Annotated in this window: 19 protein-coding genes; 8 read left to right on the forward strand and 11 right to left on the reverse strand. The window is 72.8% G+C overall.

What is annotated here, in order from left to right; translation table 11 throughout:
• Positions 1 to 73: 73 nt before the first annotated feature.
• The 3 genes from A3Q37_RS11195 to A3Q37_RS11205 all read left to right on the forward strand — a co-directional run bounded on the left by A3Q37_RS11195 (position 74) and on the right by A3Q37_RS11205 (position 1823).
• The gene (locus A3Q37_RS11195) at positions 74 to 643 is read left to right on the forward strand and encodes a cysteine dioxygenase (protein ID WP_065481674.1); all 570 of its coding nucleotides are present in this window, start codon (positions 74 to 76) and stop codon (positions 641 to 643) included.
• Complete coding sequence (locus A3Q37_RS11200) at positions 640 to 1074, forward strand: rhodanese-like domain-containing protein (RefSeq protein ID WP_065481677.1); 435 nt, start codon at positions 640 to 642, stop codon at positions 1072 to 1074. Before A3Q37_RS11195 ends, A3Q37_RS11200 begins: the two co-directional genes overlap by 4 nt.
• 122 nt (positions 1075 to 1196) lie before the next feature.
• Positions 1197 to 1823: a hypothetical protein gene (locus A3Q37_RS11205; protein ID WP_065481680.1), complete on the forward strand. Its 627-nt coding sequence runs from the start codon at positions 1197 to 1199 to the stop codon at positions 1821 to 1823.
• A 97-nt stretch (positions 1824 to 1920) separates the two neighbouring features.
• Here the strand turns inward: A3Q37_RS11205 and recX are convergent, their stop codons facing one another.
• Positions 1921 to 2676, reverse strand: coding sequence for a recombination regulator RecX (gene recX / locus A3Q37_RS11210; RefSeq protein ID WP_065481697.1), 756 nt, complete (start codon positions 2674 to 2676; stop codon positions 1921 to 1923).
• 3 nt (positions 2677 to 2679) lie between these two features.
• The gene (gene recA / locus A3Q37_RS11215) at positions 2680 to 3804 is read right to left on the reverse strand and encodes a recombinase RecA (RefSeq protein ID WP_065481705.1); all 1125 of its coding nucleotides are present in this window, start codon (positions 3802 to 3804) and stop codon (positions 2680 to 2682) included.
• Positions 3805 to 4041: 237 nt separating this feature from the next.
• On the opposite strand from recA, the gene A3Q37_RS11220 reads away from it, so the two are divergent.
• A complete protein-coding gene (locus A3Q37_RS11220; RefSeq protein ID WP_304364738.1) occupies positions 4042 to 4995 on the forward strand; it encodes an SDR family oxidoreductase in 954 nt (317 codons plus the stop codon).
• A 45-nt stretch (positions 4996 to 5040) separates the two neighbouring features.
• On the opposite strand, the gene A3Q37_RS11225 is transcribed toward A3Q37_RS11220, so the two are convergent.
• The gene (locus A3Q37_RS11225; RefSeq protein ID WP_065481718.1) at positions 5041 to 6198 is read right to left on the reverse strand and encodes an AI-2E family transporter; all 1158 of its coding nucleotides are present in this window, start codon (positions 6196 to 6198) and stop codon (positions 5041 to 5043) included.
• A 256-nt stretch (positions 6199 to 6454) separates the two neighbouring features.
• Complete coding sequence (locus A3Q37_RS11230) at positions 6455 to 6649, reverse strand: DUF3046 domain-containing protein (RefSeq protein ID WP_065481721.1); 195 nt, start codon at positions 6647 to 6649, stop codon at positions 6455 to 6457.
• Positions 6650 to 6728: 79 nt separating this feature from the next.
• Here A3Q37_RS11230 and A3Q37_RS11235 point away from each other — a divergent pair, with 79 nt between their 5' ends.
• Positions 6729 to 7643, forward strand: a complete 915-nt coding sequence (locus A3Q37_RS11235) for a hypothetical protein (RefSeq protein WP_065481851.1) — start codon at positions 6729 to 6731, stop codon at positions 7641 to 7643.
• Positions 7644 to 7683: 40 nt separating this feature from the next.
• Here A3Q37_RS11235 and A3Q37_RS11240 read toward each other — a convergent pair whose 3' ends face one another.
• The 3 genes from A3Q37_RS11240 to A3Q37_RS11250 all read right to left on the reverse strand — a co-directional run bounded on the left by A3Q37_RS11240 (position 7684) and on the right by A3Q37_RS11250 (position 9754).
• Complete coding sequence (locus tag A3Q37_RS11240; protein ID WP_065481724.1) at positions 7684 to 7989, reverse strand: AzlD domain-containing protein; 306 nt, start codon at positions 7987 to 7989, stop codon at positions 7684 to 7686.
• Positions 7986 to 8810 (reverse strand): AzlC family ABC transporter permease, encoded by an 825-nt coding sequence (locus A3Q37_RS11245; protein WP_065481727.1) that lies wholly within the window; start codon positions 8808 to 8810, stop codon positions 7986 to 7988. Before A3Q37_RS11245 ends, A3Q37_RS11240 begins: the two co-directional genes overlap by 4 nt.
• A 95-nt stretch (positions 8811 to 8905) precedes the next feature.
• Positions 8906 to 9754, reverse strand: a complete 849-nt coding sequence (locus tag A3Q37_RS11250; RefSeq protein WP_065481732.1) for an AraC family transcriptional regulator — start codon at positions 9752 to 9754, stop codon at positions 8906 to 8908.
• 102 nt (positions 9755 to 9856) lie between these two features.
• Between A3Q37_RS11250 and A3Q37_RS11255 the strand changes: the two genes are divergently transcribed.
• From A3Q37_RS11255 to A3Q37_RS11265, 3 genes are all read left to right on the forward strand, one after another.
• Positions 9857 to 14551 (forward strand): DEAD/DEAH box helicase, encoded by a 4695-nt coding sequence (locus A3Q37_RS11255; protein ID WP_065481735.1) that lies wholly within the window; start codon positions 9857 to 9859, stop codon positions 14549 to 14551.
• A gap of 86 nt (positions 14552 to 14637) precedes the next feature.
• Positions 14638 to 15507: an Fpg/Nei family DNA glycosylase gene (locus A3Q37_RS11260; protein ID WP_065481738.1), complete on the forward strand. Its 870-nt coding sequence runs from the start codon at positions 14638 to 14640 to the stop codon at positions 15505 to 15507.
• A 198-nt stretch (positions 15508 to 15705) separates the two neighbouring features.
• A complete protein-coding gene (locus tag A3Q37_RS11265; protein WP_065481743.1) occupies positions 15706 to 16470 on the forward strand; it encodes an SDR family NAD(P)-dependent oxidoreductase in 765 nt (254 codons plus the stop codon).
• On the opposite strand, the gene A3Q37_RS37740 is transcribed toward A3Q37_RS11265, so the two are convergent.
• From A3Q37_RS37740 to A3Q37_RS11280, 4 genes are all read right to left on the reverse strand, one after another.
• Positions 16418 to 16675: a hypothetical protein gene (locus A3Q37_RS37740; RefSeq protein ID WP_079137743.1), complete on the reverse strand. Its 258-nt coding sequence runs from the start codon at positions 16673 to 16675 to the stop codon at positions 16418 to 16420. The genes A3Q37_RS11265 and A3Q37_RS37740 overlap by 53 nt on opposite strands.
• A gap of 171 nt (positions 16676 to 16846) precedes the next feature.
• Positions 16847 to 17038, reverse strand: a complete 192-nt coding sequence (locus tag A3Q37_RS11270; protein WP_065481754.1) for a CsbD family protein — start codon at positions 17036 to 17038, stop codon at positions 16847 to 16849.
• A 101-nt stretch (positions 17039 to 17139) separates the two neighbouring features.
• Entirely contained in the window at positions 17140 to 17610 is a 471-nt protein-coding gene (locus A3Q37_RS11275; RefSeq protein WP_065481759.1) for a Dps family protein, read from the reverse strand.
• Between the two features lie 199 nt (positions 17611 to 17809).
• Complete coding sequence (locus tag A3Q37_RS11280; RefSeq protein WP_003965837.1) at positions 17810 to 18193, reverse strand: helix-turn-helix domain-containing protein; 384 nt, start codon at positions 18191 to 18193, stop codon at positions 17810 to 17812.
• Positions 18194 to 18301: the final 108 nt, after the last annotated feature.

The raw sequence follows: 18301 nt of genomic DNA on the forward strand, positions 1-18301 counted from the left end.
ATCGCCTCCCTCTGCCGGTCCGTGCCGCTTTCCGCACGGCCGGAACCCCGCGCGAACTCTCAGGACGGTCCTCGTGTCTTCCGCTCACTCCGCCGTGCCCACGGCCGGCTCGGTGCCTTCTCCTTCCTCTTCCTCCGCTGCCGCTGCCGCCGCGCCGACGGTCGCGGAGCTGCTGGAGTTCGTCCGCCGCACCGCCCGGGACGAGGCGCTCATCGCCTCGTTGCCCCTCGATCCGGAGGGCCGCACCTGGATCCGGCTCGACGGCCCCGGCGGCAGCGAGGCGTGGCTGATCGGCTGGCCGCCCGGCACCGGCACGGGCTGGCACGATCACGCCGACTCCATCGGCGCGTTCACGACGGCGGCCGGTGTCCTCAAGGAGCACTCGCTGGCCGTGCGGCTGCCCACCGACGGCTGGAAGACGCTGGAGCTGACGGACGGGGTGGACCGGTCGAGGGAGCTGGCGGCCGGTCAGGGCCGGGCCTTCGGACAGAACCACGTCCATGAGGTCCTCAACGAGTCCGAGGACGTGCACGCGATCTCCGTCCACGCCTACTACCCGCCGCTGCCGCGGATCCGCCGGTTCAGCCGCACCGGTGCGGTGCTCCGGCTGGAGCAGACCGAGAGCCCCGAGGACTGGCAGTGAGCGAGAACCGGAGCACGAACGGGAGCGAGGCCGTGCCGGACGTCCCTGTCCCGGTGGGCATCGACGAGTTGCTGGAGCGGGTCAGGGCCGGCTACGAGCGCATCGACCCGGCCGATGCCGCCGCGGCGGCGGAGGCCGGGGCCCTGCTGGTGGACATCCGGTACGCGGCACTCCGCGACCGGGACGGACTGATCCCCGGCGCGCTGGTCGTCGAGCGCAACGAACTGGAATGGCGGCTCGACCCGCAGGGCAGCCACCGCGCGCCCGAGGCGGTCGGCCATGACCTCCAGGTCGTCGTCATCTGCAACGAGGGATACGCGTCCAGCCTCGCGGTCGCCTCACTGCGGCAGCTGGGACTGCACCGGGCCACCGATCTGGTCGGCGGCTTCCAGGCCTGGCGCGCGGCGGGACTCCCGGTCACCTCCGCCTGACGCCCGGACCCGCCAGGGGGCGGGTGCCACACACCCGAACGCCACGTTCCACTGGAGCAATCGCCGCGCGTGACCGACATTCGCCTCACACAGAGGACCGAAATGTACGGAGATGACCGCATATGGCGACCGCTGTCCTCACCCCCGATCGGCTCGACGGCCAGGCCGCCCGGCTGCACGACACCCAGGCGTGGCAGCAGATCGTCACGGGCTGGAAGCACACCGCCCCCGAGCCCGACCCCGCGGCTGCCCCTGCCCCCTCCCCCGCGCGGCCCTCCGACTGGCGGAGCCTGCTGTCCGTACCCGTGGACCGGCTGATCGACGACACCCTGCGGGCCCTGCCCGCGCCGTCTCCGCACGAGCGTCCGCTGCCCGGGCGGCTGGGGGCGATGCTGCCCGACCGCGTCCACCTCTGGCGGCGGGTCGGGCAGAGCGACCTGCGCCCCTCGGCCCATCTCGGCTACGCACGGCAGATCCTGGCCGAGTGGGGCTGGCAGAACACCCCGTACCGGCTGCGGAACGCGCGTGGCGCACGCTGCGTCTGCGGCGCCATGGTCTCCGCGCACCGCCTCGGCTACGGCTCCCTCGACACCGTGGACCGGGCCGGTGCCTGGCTGATCACGGAGCTGCGCGCGCAGGGCTGGACGGGGCTGATCGGCCCCTGGAACCGCCATCCCGGCCGCACCGCCGCCGACGCCCTGGCCCTCGTCGACGCCACCATCCGCCGCGCCTCCCTGGCCGGACAGTGACCGCCGAGCACTGATCACCGAGCGTTGGCCGCCGACCGTTAGCCGCTGACCACCGAACGCCGGCCACCGGACAAGGGGTCGCGCCAGTGGCCCGGCGTCAGAAGGGCTCGTCCAGGCCCTCCGTGTCCTCGCCCTCCTCCTCCAGCGCCTGACGCACCACCCGCAGGGCCATGCCCTCCCCGTATCCCTTGCGTGCGAGCATCCCCGCCAGGCGGCGCAGCCGCTTGTCCCGGTCCAGGCCCCGGGTGGAGCGGAGTTTGCGGGCCACGAGCTCGCGCGCCGTCTCCTCCTCCTGGTCCGGGTCGAGCTGCCCGACCGCCTCGTCGATCACGGCGGAGTCCACGCCCTTCGTCCGCAGCTCACGGACGAGGGCGCGGCGGGCGAGGCCCCGGCCGTGGTGCCGGGACTCCACCCAGGCCCCGGCGAACGCCGCGTCGTCGATCAGCCCGACGTCCTCGAAGCGCGCGAGCACTTCCTCGGCCGCCTCGTCCGGGATCTCCCGCTTGCGCAGGGCGTCCGCGAGCTGCTTGCGCGTCCGCGGTGTCCCGGTGAGCAGCCGCAGGCAGATGTTGCGCGCCTGCTCGACCGGGTCACGCGGCTCCCCCTTCTCGGCCCTCGACGAGGAGGGGGAGCCGCTGCTTCTGGTGCCGGAGCGGGCACGGCGGCCCGCTCCTTCGCCGAATCCGCTTCCGGCGCCCGCTCCACCGCGTGAGCGGCGCCCGGACCGCCCTTCGACGTCGCCCGCTGCCGCCCCCCGCGCGGCGGCGGACGCGTCGTCGGGAGGCCCGTAACCGGATCCGGCGTCGCCGCCGGGCTCGGCAGGACTGTCCGGCCACTCCGTACGACGTGTCACGGCCTAGCTCTTGGCCGCCGCGGTCTTGGCCGCCTTGGCCTTGGTGGTCGCGGTGGTCGCGGGCTTCGCCGCCGCTTCGGCCGCCGGTGCCGCGGCCGCGTCCGCGCCGGGCTCGCCCGCGTCGGCGTCCGGGCGGACTCCGACACCCAGCTTCTCCAGGATCTTCTTCTCGATCTCGTTGGCGAGGTCGGGGTTGTCCTTGAGGAAGTTGCGGGCGTTCTCCTTGCCCTGGCCGAGCTGGTCGCCCTCGTACGTGTACCAGGCGCCGGCCTTGCGGACGAAGCCGTGCTCCACGCCCATGTCGATCAGTCCGCCCTCGCGGCTGATGCCCTGGCCGTAGAGGATGTCGAACTCGGCCTGCTTGAACGGCGGGGCGACCTTGTTCTTGACGACCTTGACGCGGGTGCGGTTGCCGACCGCGTCGGTGCCGTCCTTGAGCGTCTCGATCCGGCGGATGTCGAGGCGCACCGAGGCGTAGAACTTCAGCGCCCGGCCACCGGTCGTGGTCTCCGGGGAGCCGAACATCACGCCGATCTTCTCGCGGAGCTGGTTGATGAAGATCGCGGTGGTCTTGGACTGGTTGAGCGCGCTGGTGATCTTACGGAGGGCCTGGCTCATCAGCCGGGCCTGGAGACCCACGTGCGAGTCGCCCATCTCGCCCTCGATCTCCGCACGGGGCACCAGGGCCGCCACGGAGTCGATGACGATCAGGTCCAGCGCGCCGGAGCGCACCAGCATGTCGGTGATCTCCAGCGCCTGCTCGCCGTTGTCCGGCTGGGACAGGATGAGGCTGTCGATGTCGACGCCGAGCTTCTTCGCGTACTCGGGGTCGAGGGCGTGCTCGGCGTCGATGAAGGCCACCGAACCGCCCTGGCGCTGCGCGTTCGCCACGGCGTGCAGCGTCAGCGTCGTCTTGCCGGAGGACTCCGGTCCGTACACCTCCACCACGCGGCCGCGCGGCAGACCGCCGACGCCGAGGGCGACGTCGAGGGCGGTCGATCCCGTGGGGATGACCTCGATGGGCTCATTCGGCCGCTCACCGAGGCGCATCACCGCGCCCTTGCCGAACTGTCGTTCAATCTGTGCGAGCGCGGCGTCCAGCGCCTTCTCGCGGTCGGTTCCTGCCATGGGTTCCACCCGATTTGCTTGAGTCGATCGCTTCACGTCACAGACGCTAACCCCTGCCACTGACAATGGGCCTCGACGTCCTCCCGACCTGTGGACAACTCCACGGCCGGGCCCGGGAAACCCGGCCGGAATCCCATCAGAATGGATGTTCGATTTCCGTGTCAAGCGCACCACGCGGCTCCAGTCGCACGTGGCGGGCCCTGCACACCTGAGCGTATCGCCCTATATTCGACCGTTATGGGACCGACTGCGCAGTCCGGAACACCGTACGGAGGAGAAGGCCCCGGGCCCGACCTGGCCGGCCGTGTGGCGCTCGTCGCCGGAGGCACCCGCGGGGCCGGGAGAGGCATCGCCGTCCAGCTCGGCGCCGCCGGGGCGACCGTGTACGTGACCGGACGCACCAGCGGCTCCGAGCGCTCCGAGATGGACCGGCCCGAGACGATCGAGGAGACCGCGGCCCTGGTCGACGCGGCGGGCGGGCGGGGCATCGCCGTCCAGGTCGACCATCTGATCCCCGACCGGGTCAGGGCGCTCGTGGCCCGGATCGCGAGCGAGCAGGGGGCTCTGCACATCCTGGTGAACGACATCTGGGGCGCGGAGATCGAGTGGGACAAGCCGGTGTGGGAGTCGTCGCTCGACACCGGACTGCACACCCTGCGGCTGGCCGTCGACACCCACGCCATCACCAGTCACTTCGCGCTGCCGCTGCTGATCGAGACGCCGGGCGGGCTGGTCGTCGAGATGACCGACGGAACGGACGAGTACAACGGGTCCCGCTACCGCGTCTCGTTCTTCTACGACCTGGCGAAGGCCGCGGTGAACCGGATGGCCTTCGCCCTCGGCCATGAACTCGCACCGCACGGCGCGACGGCCGTGGCGCTCACCCCGGGCTGGCTCCGGTCCGAGGCGATGCTCCAGGCCCACGGGGTGACCGAGGCGACCTGGCGCGACGCCGTCGCGCACGCGCCCCACTTCGCGATCTCCGAGTCCCCCGCGTATGTCGGCCGTGCCGTGGCCGCCCTCGCCGGCGATCCCGAGGTGGCCCGCTGGAACGGCAGGTCGCTCTCCAGCGGGCAGCTCGCCCAGGTGTACGGCTTCACCGACGTGGACGGCAGCCGGCCCGACGCCTGGCGCTATCTGACCGAGGTCCAGGACCCGGGCCTCCCGGCCGACGTCACGGGCTACCGCTGACGCGACCGACCGCGACCGACCCCGGCGCCGCCCCGCTGTGACGGACTACCGCTGACGCGGCCCGTCCGGCGTACCCTCCGCTCCTCCGCCCCGGGGCCTCTTCAGCAGGCGGCGCATGCGTGACGCCAACGGCCTCCCGGGCGCGCGGCTGCTCCCCCCGTGGACACGCGGGTCGTCGGTGACGTCGTACCGCTTCACATAAGCGCTGAGGAACGCCTGGAGCGTGGCGACCGCGGGGATGGCGACCAGCGCTCCGACCGCGCCGAGCAGGGCCGTACCGGCGATGACCGATCCGAAGGCGACCGCGGGGTGGATGTCGACGGTCTTCGCGGTCAGCTTGGGCTGGAGCACATAGTTCTCGAACTGCTGGTAGATCACGACGAAGCCGAGCACCCACACCGCGTACCAGGGGTCGACCGTGAAGGCGATCAGCATGGGCAGGGCGCCCGCGAGATACGTGCCGATGGTGGGGATGAACTGCGAGACGAGTCCGACCCAGACCGCGAGCGCCGGGGCGTAGGGCACCCCGAGGATCACCAGCAGGATGTAGTGCGCGATGCCGGAGATCAGCGCCATCAGGCCGCGCGAGTAGATGTAGCCGCCGGTCTTGTCGACCGCGATCTCCCAGGCGCGCAGCACCTCGGTCTGCCGGGCCGGCGGCAGGACGGAGCACAGGGCGCGGCGGAGCCGGGGGCCGTCGGCCGCGAAGTAGAACGAGAACAGGAAGATCGTCAGCAGCCGGAACAGCCCGCCGATGACCGTGGTGGAGACGTCGAGCACTCCGGTGGCGCTGTTCTGGACGTACTTCTGGAGCCAGTCGGAGTGCAGCAGGCTGTCCTGGACCTCGACCCGGGAGAGTTCGGTGTGGAAGGTCTGGTTGACCCAGTTGATCACCGAGTCGATGTACTTGGGGAACTCGTCGACCATGTCGACGATCTGACCCGCGAGCATCGACCCGAGCAGCACCACGAATCCGACGCCGAAGATCGTCAGGCCGAGGAAGACGAGGAACGTGGCGAGTCCGCGGCGTATGCCGTGCCCCGCCATCCGGCCGACCGCGGGCTCGATGGCGAGCGCGAGGAAGAACGCGATCAGAACGTTCGTCAGCAACCCGATGAGCTGGTCGAACGCCCAACTGCCGAGTTGGAAGCACGCGTAGAGCCCCAGGGCCATCGCCATCGCCCGCGGCAGCCAGCCGGGCATACGGACCCCGCCGGCACCGGACGGCGACGCGGGTGGGGCGGCCGGCGGAGCGGGCGGGGAGGCGGGCGGCTGGGCCGGGGCGCTCTCGTCTGTCGATGACACGGGACAAGTCTCGCCTACGCCACGGACAGCCGGTCCCCCGCCCCGAACCGGCCGCTCCGCCTCCGCTCCCGCCGAAAACGGGAGCTCACGGACTCAGGCCTCTCCGCCGGAGCGTCCACGGCTGTCCAGGACGTCCCGGACAGCCGTGAGACGTTCAGCGCTTGTCCGCCGGAACGTCCATGGCCGTACAGACCCCGCGCCAGACGTCCTTGGCGTCCCAGCCCGCCTCCAGCGCCTGGTGCACCGTGCGCCCGCCCAGTTCGGCCATCACATGGTCACGGGCGAAGGAATCCGCATACGCAGCGCCGAAGTGGTCGGCCATCCGCTCCCAGAAAATCGTCAACCGCATGCCACCAGTATCCCGCTCCTGAGAGTGCAGCAGGTCCACCTGGCATGTGCCCGGCCCCTTCGCCCTCTACGGTCGGTCCATGGCTGGAACCGGAGCACACACCCTCGCCCGTGCCGAGCAGTTCATCTGGCTCACCGCCCGCGTCCTCGAACAGAGGAGGTTCGCCCATGCCTTCCTGGGCGGAGATCCCGACGCCGTCGAGACGGCCCTGACCGCCTATCTGAACAAGGACGGCGGCTACGGTCACGCGCTGGAACCCGATCTCCGGGGCCCGGTCAGCCAGCCGCTGCACACCGCCCACGCGCTGAGCGTTCTCGACTCGATCGACCGCTGCGACGGACAGCGCGTTGAACGGATCTGTCGCTATCTGACCGATGTATCAACCAAAGAAGGCGCGCTGCCCGCTCTGCTGCCCACACAGCGTGGCTATCCCGCGGCACCGTTCATCCCGATCGTGGACGACCCGCCGGCGGAGCTGCTCGCGACCGGGCCGGTCGTCGGGCTGCTGCACGGCAATCAGGTGTGGAACGCCTGGCTGTTCCGGGCGACGGACTTCTGCTGGAGCGCCGTCGAGGCTCTGGAGCAGTCCCATCCCTACGAGGTCGAAGCCGCGGTCGCCTTCCTGGACGGCGCCCCGGACCGCGCCCGCGCGGAGGTGGCGGCCGACCGCCTGGGCCGCCTGGTGCGTGAACAACGGCTCGCGGTGCTCGACCCCGCCCGGCGCAAGGACTACCCGGTGGCGGCCGGCTACGCCCCCGGCGAGCACCACTTCCCGTACGACTACGCCCGTACGCCCGGTTCCCTGGCCCGTCGCTGGTTCACGGACGAGGAGCTGGAGCGCTCGCTCGACCATCTGGCCGCCGAGCAGCAGGACGACGGCGGATGGCCGGTGAACTGGCGTCGGTGGGCGCCGGGAACCGCGTTGGAAGGGCGCCCGCTGGTGACGCTCAGGGCCTTGGAGACGCTCCGCGCGTACGGTCGCCCGCTCGGCTGACCACCGTCACCGGCCGCACAGGAGGTGCGGGGTAGCCCGCTCAGGCCAGCGCCCGTACGCCCGCCGTGACCAGGACACCCGCGCCGACGACGACCAGGAACGGAGCACGGAACACCAGGGCGAGCGCCGCCGCGCCGAGACCGGCGGCACGGGCGTCGAGGACGAGCTGCTGGCCGTCGCCGAAGGTCTGCTGCGCGGTGAGTGCCGCCAGCAGCGCCACAGGCAGCAGGGCGGCCATCCGCTGGACGAGCGGCCGCTCCAGAACGCCCGCGGGCACCAGCAGGCCCAGGAGTTTGGCGAGGTAGCAGCCCGCCACGGTCAGTCCGATGGCGATCCAGACGTTCATGAGTTCCGCTCACCCTTCTTCCGCTGTGTCACCGCACCGCTCGAACCGTTCCCGTCGCCCGGCCCCCGCTTCGTCCGTCCCATGAGGAAGAGGACGACGGGCGCGGCGAGCGCCGACAGCAGGACGGGCACCCCCGCGGGCAGCACGGGCAGCAGGGTCAGGGCCAGGACGACGGCCAGTCCCGCCGTGACGCGTTCGGTGGTGCTCCTGAGCATCGGCGCGAGCAGCGCGAGGAACACGGCGGGGCTCGCCGCGTCGAGGCCCCACGCGTCGGTGTCGCCCAGCGCCTCGGCGCCCAGAGCGCCCACCAGGGTGGTGAGGTTCCACAGCACATACAGGGTGAGTCCGGTGACCGTGAAGCCGATGCGCCTGGCCCTCCGGGTGGGCTGGGCCAGGGTGACCGCGGTCGTCTCGTCGATGACCCAGTGGGCGGCGAACGGCCGTACCGCACGAGGAAGGGCGAGCAGTTGGGAGAGGCGCAGACCGTAGAACGCGTTCCGGACGCCCAGGAAGAACGCCCCGGCCGCCGCGGTGTACGGGTTGCCGCCCGCGGCCAGCGCCCCGACCAGGGCGAACTGCGAGGCGCCGGTGAAGACGAGGAGGCTCAGGACGCAGGTCTGGAGCAGGCTGAGGCCGGAGCCGGCGGAGGTGACGCCGAAGGCGAAGCCGGAGAGCCCGACGGCGATGCCGACGCCGAGCGCGTCCCGGACGACGGCCGCGTCCGGCTTGTCCGGCCGGGCCTCGGCCGCCGGCCCGCCGGGACCGGCGGATATGGCACCGGGCGCGCCGGTGCTCTCTGGGAGTGCTGTCTGTTCTGCCACGTCCGGAACGCTACGGGGATCTTCCGGGCTCGGTCTTGTACGTTCTTGCATGCCCGCCGACCACCGGTTTCCCGCTCACCGGCACCACCGGGTTCTCACCCACCGGACCGCAGCACTCCGCGCTCGCGCTGGTACGCGCCCGGCGGCACACCCACGATCCGGGTGAAGTGCCGGTTGAGGTGCGGCTGATCCGTGAAGCCGACGGCGGTCGCGGCCTCGGCGGGGGCGACCCCGGCGTCGAGCATGCGGCGGGCCCTGCGCACCCGGGCGTCGGTGAGCCAGGTGTGGGGCGGCATCCCGTACTCCTTCTTGAAGGCCCGCAGCAGCGCGAACGGGCCGGTGCCCAGCTCGGCGGCGAGCGTCTCCAGCGTGGGCGGATCGGCCATGCGCTCCTCCAGCGCGGCCCGGGCACGTACGGCGTTCCGCGCGCCCCCGGCGTGCGCGGTCAGGCCGGGCAAGGGGCTGCCGTGCCGGCCGACGAGCCGGGTGACGAGGATTCGCAGCAGGCTGTCGGCGGCCAGCGCGTTGCCCTCCTCCGCCGCCCGGTGCACCTCGGTGATCAGCCGGGAGGCGTGGGGGTCGGTCACCCGGGTCTCGGCGAAGCCGACCGTACCGCGCAGGGACGTCACCTCGGCCGCGATGTCGTTGACGACCCGGGCCGACGGGTAGAGCGTGGAGTACGCCCAGCCCTCGGGCGCCCCGGAACGCGCGGTGTGCGGCACCTCCGGGTTGATCATGACGACGGTTCCGGGGATCGCGTGGACCGTGCCGCCCGGCAGCCCCACGTCCTCGACCCCGCCGGTCACCGCTCCGAAGACATAGCCCTCGTGGCTGTGCCGGGGGAAGGTGTGGCGGACGTACCGGGCGCGCAGCAGATCGAGGTCGGGCAGCGCGGCGTACTGCCAGTGCCGTGCCCACTCACCCGCGCCGTCCGCTCCCGCCATGGGGTCATCCTCGCAGGTCCGGGTCGTGCGTGACCGGCCGAGCGGGCCACGGCGGGCGGTGCCACCGGTCCGTTGTCAGTGGCGGGGTGCACGATGGGGGACATGACCGGATCCGCGCTCGACGCGTTCTCGCCCGCGACCCGCAGTTGGTTCGCCGGGGCCTTCAGCGCGCCCACCGCCGCGCAGGAGGGCGCCTGGCGGGCCATCGGCGAGGGCAGTGACGTCCTGGTCGTCGCGCCGACCGGTTCCGGCAAGACGCTGGCCGCGTTCCTCGCCTCGCTGGACCGGCTGGCCGCCGAGCCGCCGCCCGCCGACGCCAAGAAGCGCTGCCGGGTGCTGTACGTGTCTCCGCTCAAGGCCCTCGCGGTCGACGTCGAGCGCAACCTCCGCTCGCCACTGACCGGCATCCGCCAGGAGTCGGTGCGCCTGGGCCTGCCGGAGCCCGAGGTGCGCGTCGGTATCCGCTCCGGGGACACCCCGCCCGCCGAGCGGCGCTCCCTGGTGACCCGACCGCCGGACATCCTGATCACCACGCCCGAATCGCTCTTTCTGATGCTGACGTCCTCCGCCCGGGACACGCTCGCGGGCGTCGAGACGGTGATCCTCGACGAGGTGCACGCCGTCGCCGGGACGAAGCGGGGCGCCCACCTCGCCCTCTCCCTGGAGCGGCTCGACGAGCTGCTGGCCCGCCCCGCCCGGCGCATCGGCCTGTCCGCGACGGTCCGGCCGGTCGACGAGGTGGCCCGCTTCCTGTCGCCGCAGCGGAAGGTGGAGATCGTCCAGCCCCGCTCCACCAAGGAGTTCGACCTCTCGGTCGTCGTCCCGGTCGAGGATCTGGGCGAGCTGGGCGGCTCCCCCGCCACCGACGGCGACTCCGCCCAGGCGGACAAGCCGTCGATCTGGCCGCATGTCGAGGAGCGCATCGCCGATCTCGTCCAGTCGCACCGCTCCACCATCGTCTTCGCCAACTCCCGGCGGCTGGCGGAGCGGTTGTGCAACCGGCTGAACGAGATCGCCTACGAGCGGGCGACCGGCACCGCCTTCGACCCGGACGACCCGGCCCCCGCGCTGCCGGAGGCCCATGCCCCGGCGGAGATCATGGCCCAGTCCGGGGCGGGCAAGGGCGCCCCGGCCCTGCTGGCCCGCGCCCACCACGGCTCGGTCTCCAAGGAGCAGCGGGCCCAGGTCGAGGAGGACCTCAAGGCGGGCCGGCTGCCCGCCGTGGTGGCCACCTCCAGCCTGGAGCTGGGCATCGACATGGGCGCGGTCGACCTGGTGGTCCAAGTGGAGTCCCCGCCGTCCGTCGCCTCCGGGCTCCAGCGGGTGGGCCGGGCCGGACACCAGGTGGGCGCGGTCTCGACCGGAGTGGTCTTCCCGAAGTACCGGGGCGATCTGGTGCAGGCCGCTGTGGTCACCGAGCGGATGCGCGAAGGGGCCATCGAGGCGCTGCGCATCCCGGCCAATCCGCTGGACGTCCTGGCCCAGCAGCTCGTCGCCATGGTGGCCCTGGACAGCTGGCAGGCCGACGACCTGCTGGCCCTGGTGCGGCGGGCCGCCCCGTTCGCCTCGCTCCCCGAGTCGGCGTTCACCGCCGTCCTCGACATGCTCGCCGGGCGCTATCCCTCCGACGCCTTCGCGGAGCTGCGCCCCCGGGTGGTGTGGGACCGCGTGGGGGGTACGGTCACGGGCCGCCCCGGGGCGCAGCGGCTCGCCGTCACCTCGGGCGGCACCATCCCCGACCGCGGCCTCTTCGGGGTCTTCCTGGCCGGGGCCGACCCGAAGAAGGGCGGCGGCCGGGTCGGCGAGCTGGACGAGGAGATGGTGTACGAGTCCCGCGTCGGCGACGTCTTCACCCTGGGTACCACGTCCTGGCGGATCGAGGACATCACCCGGGACAGGGTCCTGGTCTCGCCGGCCCCGGGCGTTCCGGGGCGGCTGCCGTTCTGGAAGGGCGACCAGCTGGGCCGCCCGCTGGAGCTCGGCCGCGCGTTGGGGGCCTTCCTCCGCGAGATCGGCGGCCTGTCCGAGGAGGACGCCCGGCTGCGGCTGCTCGCCGCCGGGCTCGACGCCTGGGCGGCGGACAACGTCCTGGCTTATCTCGACGAGCAGCGCCGGGCCTGCGGCCATGTGCCGGACGACCGGACGATCCTGGTCGAGCGGTTCCGGGACGAGCTGGGCGACTGGCGGATCGTCGTGCACTCCCCCTTCGGCGCCCAGGTGCACGCCCCGTGGGCGCTCGCCCTCTCCGCCCGCCTCGGTGAGCGGTACGGCATGGACGCCCAGGTGATGCATGCCGACGACGGGATCGTGCTGCGGCTGCCCGACGCGGACATGATGGGCCTGGACCTGCTCGACTTCGACGCCCCCGGGGACTCGGGGGCGTCGGAGACCGAGAACGGCGGACCGGCACCGGCGGCCCTGGCGTACGACAGCGACCAGCCCCCGGTGGCGGCCGCCGACGTCGTCTTCGACCAGGGCGAGGTCCAGCAGATCGTCACCGACCAGGTGGGCGGTTCGGCCCTGTTCGCCGCCCGGTTCCGCGAGTGCGCCGCGCGCGCCCTGCTGCTGCCGCGCCGCTCCCCCGGCAAGCGCACCCCGCTCTGGCAGCAGCGCCAGCGGGCCTCCCAGCTGCTCCAGGTCGCCTCGGAGTTCGGCTCCTTCCCGATCGTCCTGGAGGCCGTCCGCGAATGCCTCCAGGACGTGTTCGACGTCCCCGGGCTGACGGAACTGATGGGTGACCTGGAGGCGCGCCGGGTCCGGCTGGTCGAGGTGACCACCCAGGAGCCCTCGCCGTTCGCCCGCTCGCTCCTCTTCGGTTATGTGGCCCAGTTCCTGTACGAGGGGGACTCGCCGCTCGCCGAGCGGCGCGCCGCCGCCCTCTCCCTGGACTCCCATCTCCTCGCCGAGCTGCTGGGCCAGGCGGAGCTGCGCGAGCTGCTCGACCCCGAGGTCCTCACCGAGCTGGAGCGGGAGCTCCAGTGGCTCACCGACGACCGGCGCGTCAAGGACGCCGAAGGGGTCGCCGACCTCCTGCGCGTGCTCGGTCCGCTGACCGACGCCGAGCTGGCCGAGCGGGGCGCCGAGCCGTCCTGGGCGCCGGAGCTGGCGACGGCCCGCCGGGCGATCCGGGTCCGGATCGCCGGCGCCGACCACTGGGCGGCGATCGAGGACGCGGGCCGGCTGCGCGACGCCTTGGGCACCGCGCTTCCGGTCGGCGTCCCCGAGGCGTTCACCGAGCCGGTGAAGGACCCGCTCGGCGACCTCCTCGCCCGGTACGCACGAACGCACGGACCGTTCACCGCCGCCCGCGCCGCCGAGCGCTTCGGGCTCGGCACCGCCGTCACCGACGGCGCGCTGCAACGCCTTTCGGCCTCCGGCAGGACCGTCCAGGGCGAATTCCACCCGGCGGGCATCGGCCAGGAATGGTGCGACGCCACGGTGCTGCGCCGCCTCCGCCGCCGTTCGCTGGCCGCGCTCCGCCAGGAGCTGGAGCCGGTGCCGCCCGCGGCCCTGGCCTCCTTCCTCCCCCAGTGGCAGCACTTCGGCTCCCACCGGCTGCGGGGCATCGACGGGCTGGCCCGCGCCGTCGAGCAGCTCCAGGGCGCGCCCGTGCCCGCGTCGGCGCTGGAGAAGCTGATCCTGCCGAGCCGGGTCCTCGGCTACACCCCGGCGATGCTCGACGAGCTCACGACCACGGGCGAGGTCGTGTGGGCCGGGGCGGGGGCGCTGCCCGGCAAGGACGGCTGGGTCTCCCTCCACCTCGCCGACAGCGCACCGCTGCTCCTGCCGCCCCCGCACCCGCTGGAGCTGTCGGCGCTCCACGAGTCCGTGCTCACCACGCTCTCCGGCGGATACGGCCTCTTCTTCCGCCAGATCGCCGACCAGGTCCGGGCCACCACCCACCCGGACTGCACGGACCAGCAGCTGGCCGACGCCCTGTGGGATCTGGCCTGGTCCGGGCGGCTCACCAACGACACCCTGGCCCCGCTGCGCTCGCTCCTGGGCTCGGGGCGGACGGCGGGCTCCACGGCCCACCGCTCCCGGCGCAGCGTCCCGCGCGGGCGCTACGGCTCGCTCACCGCCGCCGCCCGCCCCGCGTCCCGGACCGGCCCGCCGACCGTCTCGGGCCGCTGGTCCCTGCTGCCCCCGGTCGAACCGGAACGGACCCACCGCGCCCACGCCCTGGCCCGCACGCTCCTGGACCGGCACGGTGTGGTGACCCGGGGAGCGGTGCAGGCCGAGGGGGTGGAGGGCGGCTTCTCCGCGACGTACCGCGTCCTGGCCGCCTTCGAGGACAGCGGGCAGGCACGGCGCGGCTATGTGGTCGAGGGTCTGGGGGCCGCCCAGTTCGCGATGGACGGGGCGGTGGACCGGCTGCGGGCGGCCTCCACGGCGCGCGACCGCCGGGATCCGGGCACCGCGCCCGAGGCCCTGGTGCTCGCCGCGGCCGACCCGGCCAACGCGTACGGCGCGGCGCTGCCGTGGCCGGAGTCCCCGGACGGCGCCGGACACAAACCGGGCCGCAAGGCGGGGGCGCTGGTGGTCCTCGTCGACGGCGAGCTGACGCTCTACATGGAGCGCGGCGGCAAGACCCTCCTGGCCTGGCCGTCCGACCCCGAGGCCCCGGCCCTGCGAGCGGCGGCCGAGGCCCTGGCGGCATCGGCCCGCGCCGGAGCGCTGGGCACGGTGACGGTGGAGCGGACGAACGGCGTCTCCTCCCTCACCTCCCCCCTGGGCCGGACGCTGGAGGCAGCCGGCTTCCTCGCCACCCCGAGAGGCCTGCGTCTGCGCGCCTGACCCGGCAGCCCGGCTGAGGTCCGAAGCGGCGTCCTCGCCCGCCCCGGACCGGCGCGTAATAGCTGCCGCGCGCCCATCATGGAGGCATGCCCGAAGGAGACACCGTCCTACAGACCGCCACCCGGCTGCACGCGGCGCTGGCGGGGCAAGTGCTGACCCGGTCGGACCTCCGCGTCCCCCGCTTCGCCACCGCCGACCTCACCGGCCGGACCGTCCTGGACGTCACCGCGCGCGGCAAGCACCTGCTGACCCGGATCGAGGGAGGCCTGACCCTGCACAGCCACCTCCGGATGGACGGGGCCTGGCGGGTGTTCGCCCCGGACGAGCGTTGGCGGGGCGGCCCGGGCCACCAGATCCGGGCGATCCTCGGCAACACCGAGCACACCGCCGTCGGCTACCGGCTCCCCGTGCTGGCGCTGCTGCGCACCGACGAGGAGGACCGGGCCGTGGGGCATCTGGGGCCGGATCTGCTGGGCCCCGACTGGGACCCGGGCGTCGCCCTGGACCGGCTGCTCGCCGCACCGGACCGCCCCCTCGGGGAAGCGCTCCTGGACCAGTGCAATCTGGCGGGCATCGGCAATGTCTACAAGTGCGAGCTCTGCTTCCTCGCCCGCGTCACCCCGTGGCTCCCCGTCGGCGCCCTCCCCGACGGCGTACTCCCCCGGCTCGTCACCCTCGCCGAACGCCTGCTGCACGCCAACCGCGACCGCCCGACGCGCACAACGACGATCGCCGCCGAACTCCGCACCCCGCCGAACCGAAACCTCGGCCCGATCCCGGCCCCGGACCCCGGCCGCCCCCGGACAGGGCCACCCCGCCGCGTACAGGAACGGCTGTACGTCTACGGGCGCGCCCGCCGCCCCTGTCTGCGCTGCGGCACCCCGATCCGCCTCGCCGACCAGGACGACCGGCCCACCTACTGGTGTCCCGGCTGCCAATCAGGACCGACCCCCTAGGGGGTGTCTTGCCGGTCAGGCCGGGCTCGCGTGCCCTGGCACCGCACCTCGCCGCGTTGTCGTCACTCGCCATGGCTCCGCCATGACTCCCTCCTCCGCCTTGCGATGCACGGCACCAGACCCCGCTCCCTGATCCGGCCTGATCAACAAGACACCCCCTAGTTGACGACCCGTCAGATACGGCCGTACGGTCCGGTCATGGCTCTCTCCGCGTACGACCTCACGGGCCGCGCCGCGTTCGTCACCGGTGCGGCGAGCGGCATCGGGCGGGCGAGCGCCCTGCTGCTCGCGGAGGCCGGGGCCCTGGTGCACTGCGCGGACCGCGACGAGACGGGCCTGCGCCGTACGTACGACCTGATCACCGGTACGGGCGGCAGCGCCCGGACCCACCCCCTGGACGTCACCGACCGCGACCAGGTCCGCGCGGCCGTCGGCGCGGCGGGGCATCTCGACATCCTGGTCGCCGCGGCCGGGATCATGCACACCAGCAGCGTGCTGGAGACGGCGGACGAGGACCTGGACCGCGTACTGGCGGCCAATTTCAAGGGGGTGCTGTACGCCTGCCAGGAAGTGGCCCGCTCCCTGACGGCCCGCTCCGCCCCCGGTTCGCTGATCACGATGGCGTCGGGCGCCGTGGACTCCGCGAGCGCGGGCCTGCTCTGCTACAGCGTCGCGAAGGCCGCCGTGGTGCAGCTCACCAAGACGCTGGCCACGGAGCTGGGGCCGCACGCCATACGGGTGAACGCCGTCGCACCCGGCTGGATCCGTACGCCGATGACCGACCGGCACGATGCCGCCGGGCAGCACCGGGCGGAGGCGACGATGGCCCGGATCTCCCCGCTGGGCCGGGTCGGCGAACCCGAGGACGTCGCCCATACCGTGCTGCACCTGGCCTCGGACGCCTCGGCCTTCATGACCGGCCAGATCCTCCGGCCGAACGGCGGCGTCGCCATGCCCTGGTGAGCCGCCCAGGAGCCGCGCCCGAGCCCCTCGACGAGCCCAACGGCACCACCGACGCGACATGGACCGGCAACAGGCTCAGCCCCCAGCCGCCCGCCGCCACCGCCCCCTCCACCAGCCCCGCCTGTTCCGGGCGCAGCACCAGCCGGAGCACCGCCCACCACCACAGCCCGCCGAGAACCAGCGCCGGCACCCATCGCCGTATCATCGCTGCCTCCTGCGGCCGGGGTCCTTTTCGGCAGTTTCCCCTGGCAGCGACGGCAGTGCATCCAGAACGTCCGGCCGAAGAGCCACCCCCGCGGGCGAGGCCCGACCACACGGCCGTGCCCCCGCCGAAACGGCGGGGGCACGGAGAACCTGGGCGGCCGGGGCCGCGGGACTACTTGTCGTCGTCCCGGCCGAGGGAGTCCTTGACGCCCTTGGCGCGCTCGGTGAGCCCGTCGGCCGCGTCCTTGGCTCCGCCCTTGGCCTGGTCGGCCTTGCCCTCGGCTTCCTTGCGGTGGTCGCCGGTCAGCTTGCCGACCGCTTCCTTGCCCTTGCCCTTCAGCTTGTCCATGGCTCCGTCGCTCATGATGTCGCTCCTTCGCTCGTCAGACGTATCGCGGTCGCCGGTCACCGGTCATCGGTCGCCGGTCACCGGCCACAGGTCGCATCGGCCGCATCGGCAGCCGGTCAGGCGCTTTCCGCCTGGAACATCCAGGCGTGCTTCTCGAGGTCCGCCGTCAGCGCGATCAGCAGATCCTGGGTCACGGGGTCCGGCTCGTCGGTCGCCTCGATGCGCTCCCGCATCCGGCCGATGACCACGCCGAGCGCGTCGACCAGGATCTTCACCGCGTCGGCGTCCTTGATCCAGCCCTCGGGCACGGACGCGATGGCCGTCTCCTTGGCCACGGTGCCGGAGCGCCCGTCCGGGTTGACCCCGACCGCCGAGGCACGCTCGGCCACCGTGTCGGAGTGCTGCCGGGCCGTGGTGACGACGTCGTCGAGCTGAAGGTGCACGGAGCGGAAGCGCGGACCGACCACGTTCCAATGGACCTGCTTGGCCACCAGGGAGAGGTCGACGAGGTCGACCAGAGCGCCTTGGAGCGCCGTTCCCACGACCTTGAGGTCGCCCTCGGACAACGTGCTCTTGACCACAGACATGTGCGCTACTCCCATCCGTCAGCCACTTCACTGACCGTCTCGGTGCATCACCCACGATGGCACAAATAAAGCAAAACGGTCATGTGGGCCTTGTCCTCCGTGTGCCCACTGACTCCGGCCTCACACACCTCACGCAAAAGTCCCGGCCGGCCCCGGTAGGGGCCGACCGGGACTCCGGTCGAGCTCAGTGCCGCATGGATCAGGCGGCGACGACGTCCACCGCTTCCGCGGGCGCCTTGATGGTCACGCGTCCCGACGGCACACCTGCGACCGACGAGACGGAGACGGAATTGAGCATGGGACGAACCGGTACTGGGACCGGATCACTGGCAGCTGCCGACTCGGCCAGCTCCGCGAGCGAGAGCTCGTCGCTCACCTCTCGCATGAGCTCGGACATCCGTACGTCAAGCGCGTCGCAAATCGCGGAGAGCAGCTCGGAGGATGCCTCCTTCTGCCCCCGCTCCACCTCGGAGAGATAACCGAGCGAGACCCGGGCGGACGAGGAGACTTCGCGCAGAGTACGGCCTTGGCGCTGGCGCTGCCGACGCAGCACGTCACCCAGCAGGCGACGGAGCAGAATCATCGGTGGCTCCCTCCTCGGACCGCGTAGCCGCATCCTTCACGCCCTACCGTACCGCCTTGTGCTGCGGCCGTGCGGGGAGCGATGTCGTGTTCACTCAGGGCTGCAAAC

Origin of the sequence: Streptomyces sp. PTY087I2 (genome assembly GCF_001687325.1) — a bacterium.
In the GTDB taxonomy this organism is placed as follows: domain Bacteria; phylum Actinomycetota; class Actinomycetes; order Streptomycetales; family Streptomycetaceae; genus Streptomyces.

Bases quoted from the DNA above. Each gene is read 5' to 3' on its own strand.
- A3Q37_RS11205 (WP_065481680.1), top strand. From the start codon at position 1,197: ATGGCGACCGCTGTCCTCACCCCCGATCGGCTCGACGGCCAGGCCGCC.
- recA (WP_065481705.1), bottom strand. From the start codon at position 3,804: ATGGCAGGAACCGACCGCGAGAAGGCGCTGGACGCCGCGCTCGCACAG.
- A3Q37_RS11220 (WP_304364738.1), top strand. From the start codon at position 4,042: ATGGGACCGACTGCGCAGTCCGGAACACCGTACGGAGGAGAAGGCCCC.
- A3Q37_RS11225 (WP_065481718.1), bottom strand. From the start codon at position 6,198: ATGCCCGGCTGGCTGCCGCGGGCGATGGCGATGGCCCTGGGGCTCTAC.
- A3Q37_RS11230 (WP_065481721.1), bottom strand. From the start codon at position 6,649: ATGCGGTTGACGATTTTCTGGGAGCGGATGGCCGACCACTTCGGCGCT.
- A3Q37_RS11235 (WP_065481851.1), top strand. From the start codon at position 6,729: ATGGCTGGAACCGGAGCACACACCCTCGCCCGTGCCGAGCAGTTCATC.
- A3Q37_RS11240 (WP_065481724.1), bottom strand. From the start codon at position 7,989: ATGAACGTCTGGATCGCCATCGGACTGACCGTGGCGGGCTGCTACCTC.
- A3Q37_RS11250 (WP_065481732.1), bottom strand. From the start codon at position 9,754: ATGGCGGGAGCGGACGGCGCGGGTGAGTGGGCACGGCACTGGCAGTAC.
- A3Q37_RS11255 (WP_065481735.1), top strand. From the start codon at position 9,857: ATGACCGGATCCGCGCTCGACGCGTTCTCGCCCGCGACCCGCAGTTGG.
- A3Q37_RS11260 (WP_065481738.1), top strand. From the start codon at position 14,638: ATGCCCGAAGGAGACACCGTCCTACAGACCGCCACCCGGCTGCACGCG.
- A3Q37_RS11265 (WP_065481743.1), top strand. From the start codon at position 15,706: ATGGCTCTCTCCGCGTACGACCTCACGGGCCGCGCCGCGTTCGTCACC.
- A3Q37_RS37740 (WP_079137743.1), bottom strand. From the start codon at position 16,675: ATGATACGGCGATGGGTGCCGGCGCTGGTTCTCGGCGGGCTGTGGTGG.
- A3Q37_RS11270 (WP_065481754.1), bottom strand. From the start codon at position 17,038: ATGAGCGACGGAGCCATGGACAAGCTGAAGGGCAAGGGCAAGGAAGCG.
- A3Q37_RS11275 (WP_065481759.1), bottom strand. From the start codon at position 17,610: ATGTCTGTGGTCAAGAGCACGTTGTCCGAGGGCGACCTCAAGGTCGTG.
- A3Q37_RS11280 (WP_003965837.1), bottom strand. From the start codon at position 18,193: ATGATTCTGCTCCGTCGCCTGCTGGGTGACGTGCTGCGTCGGCAGCGC.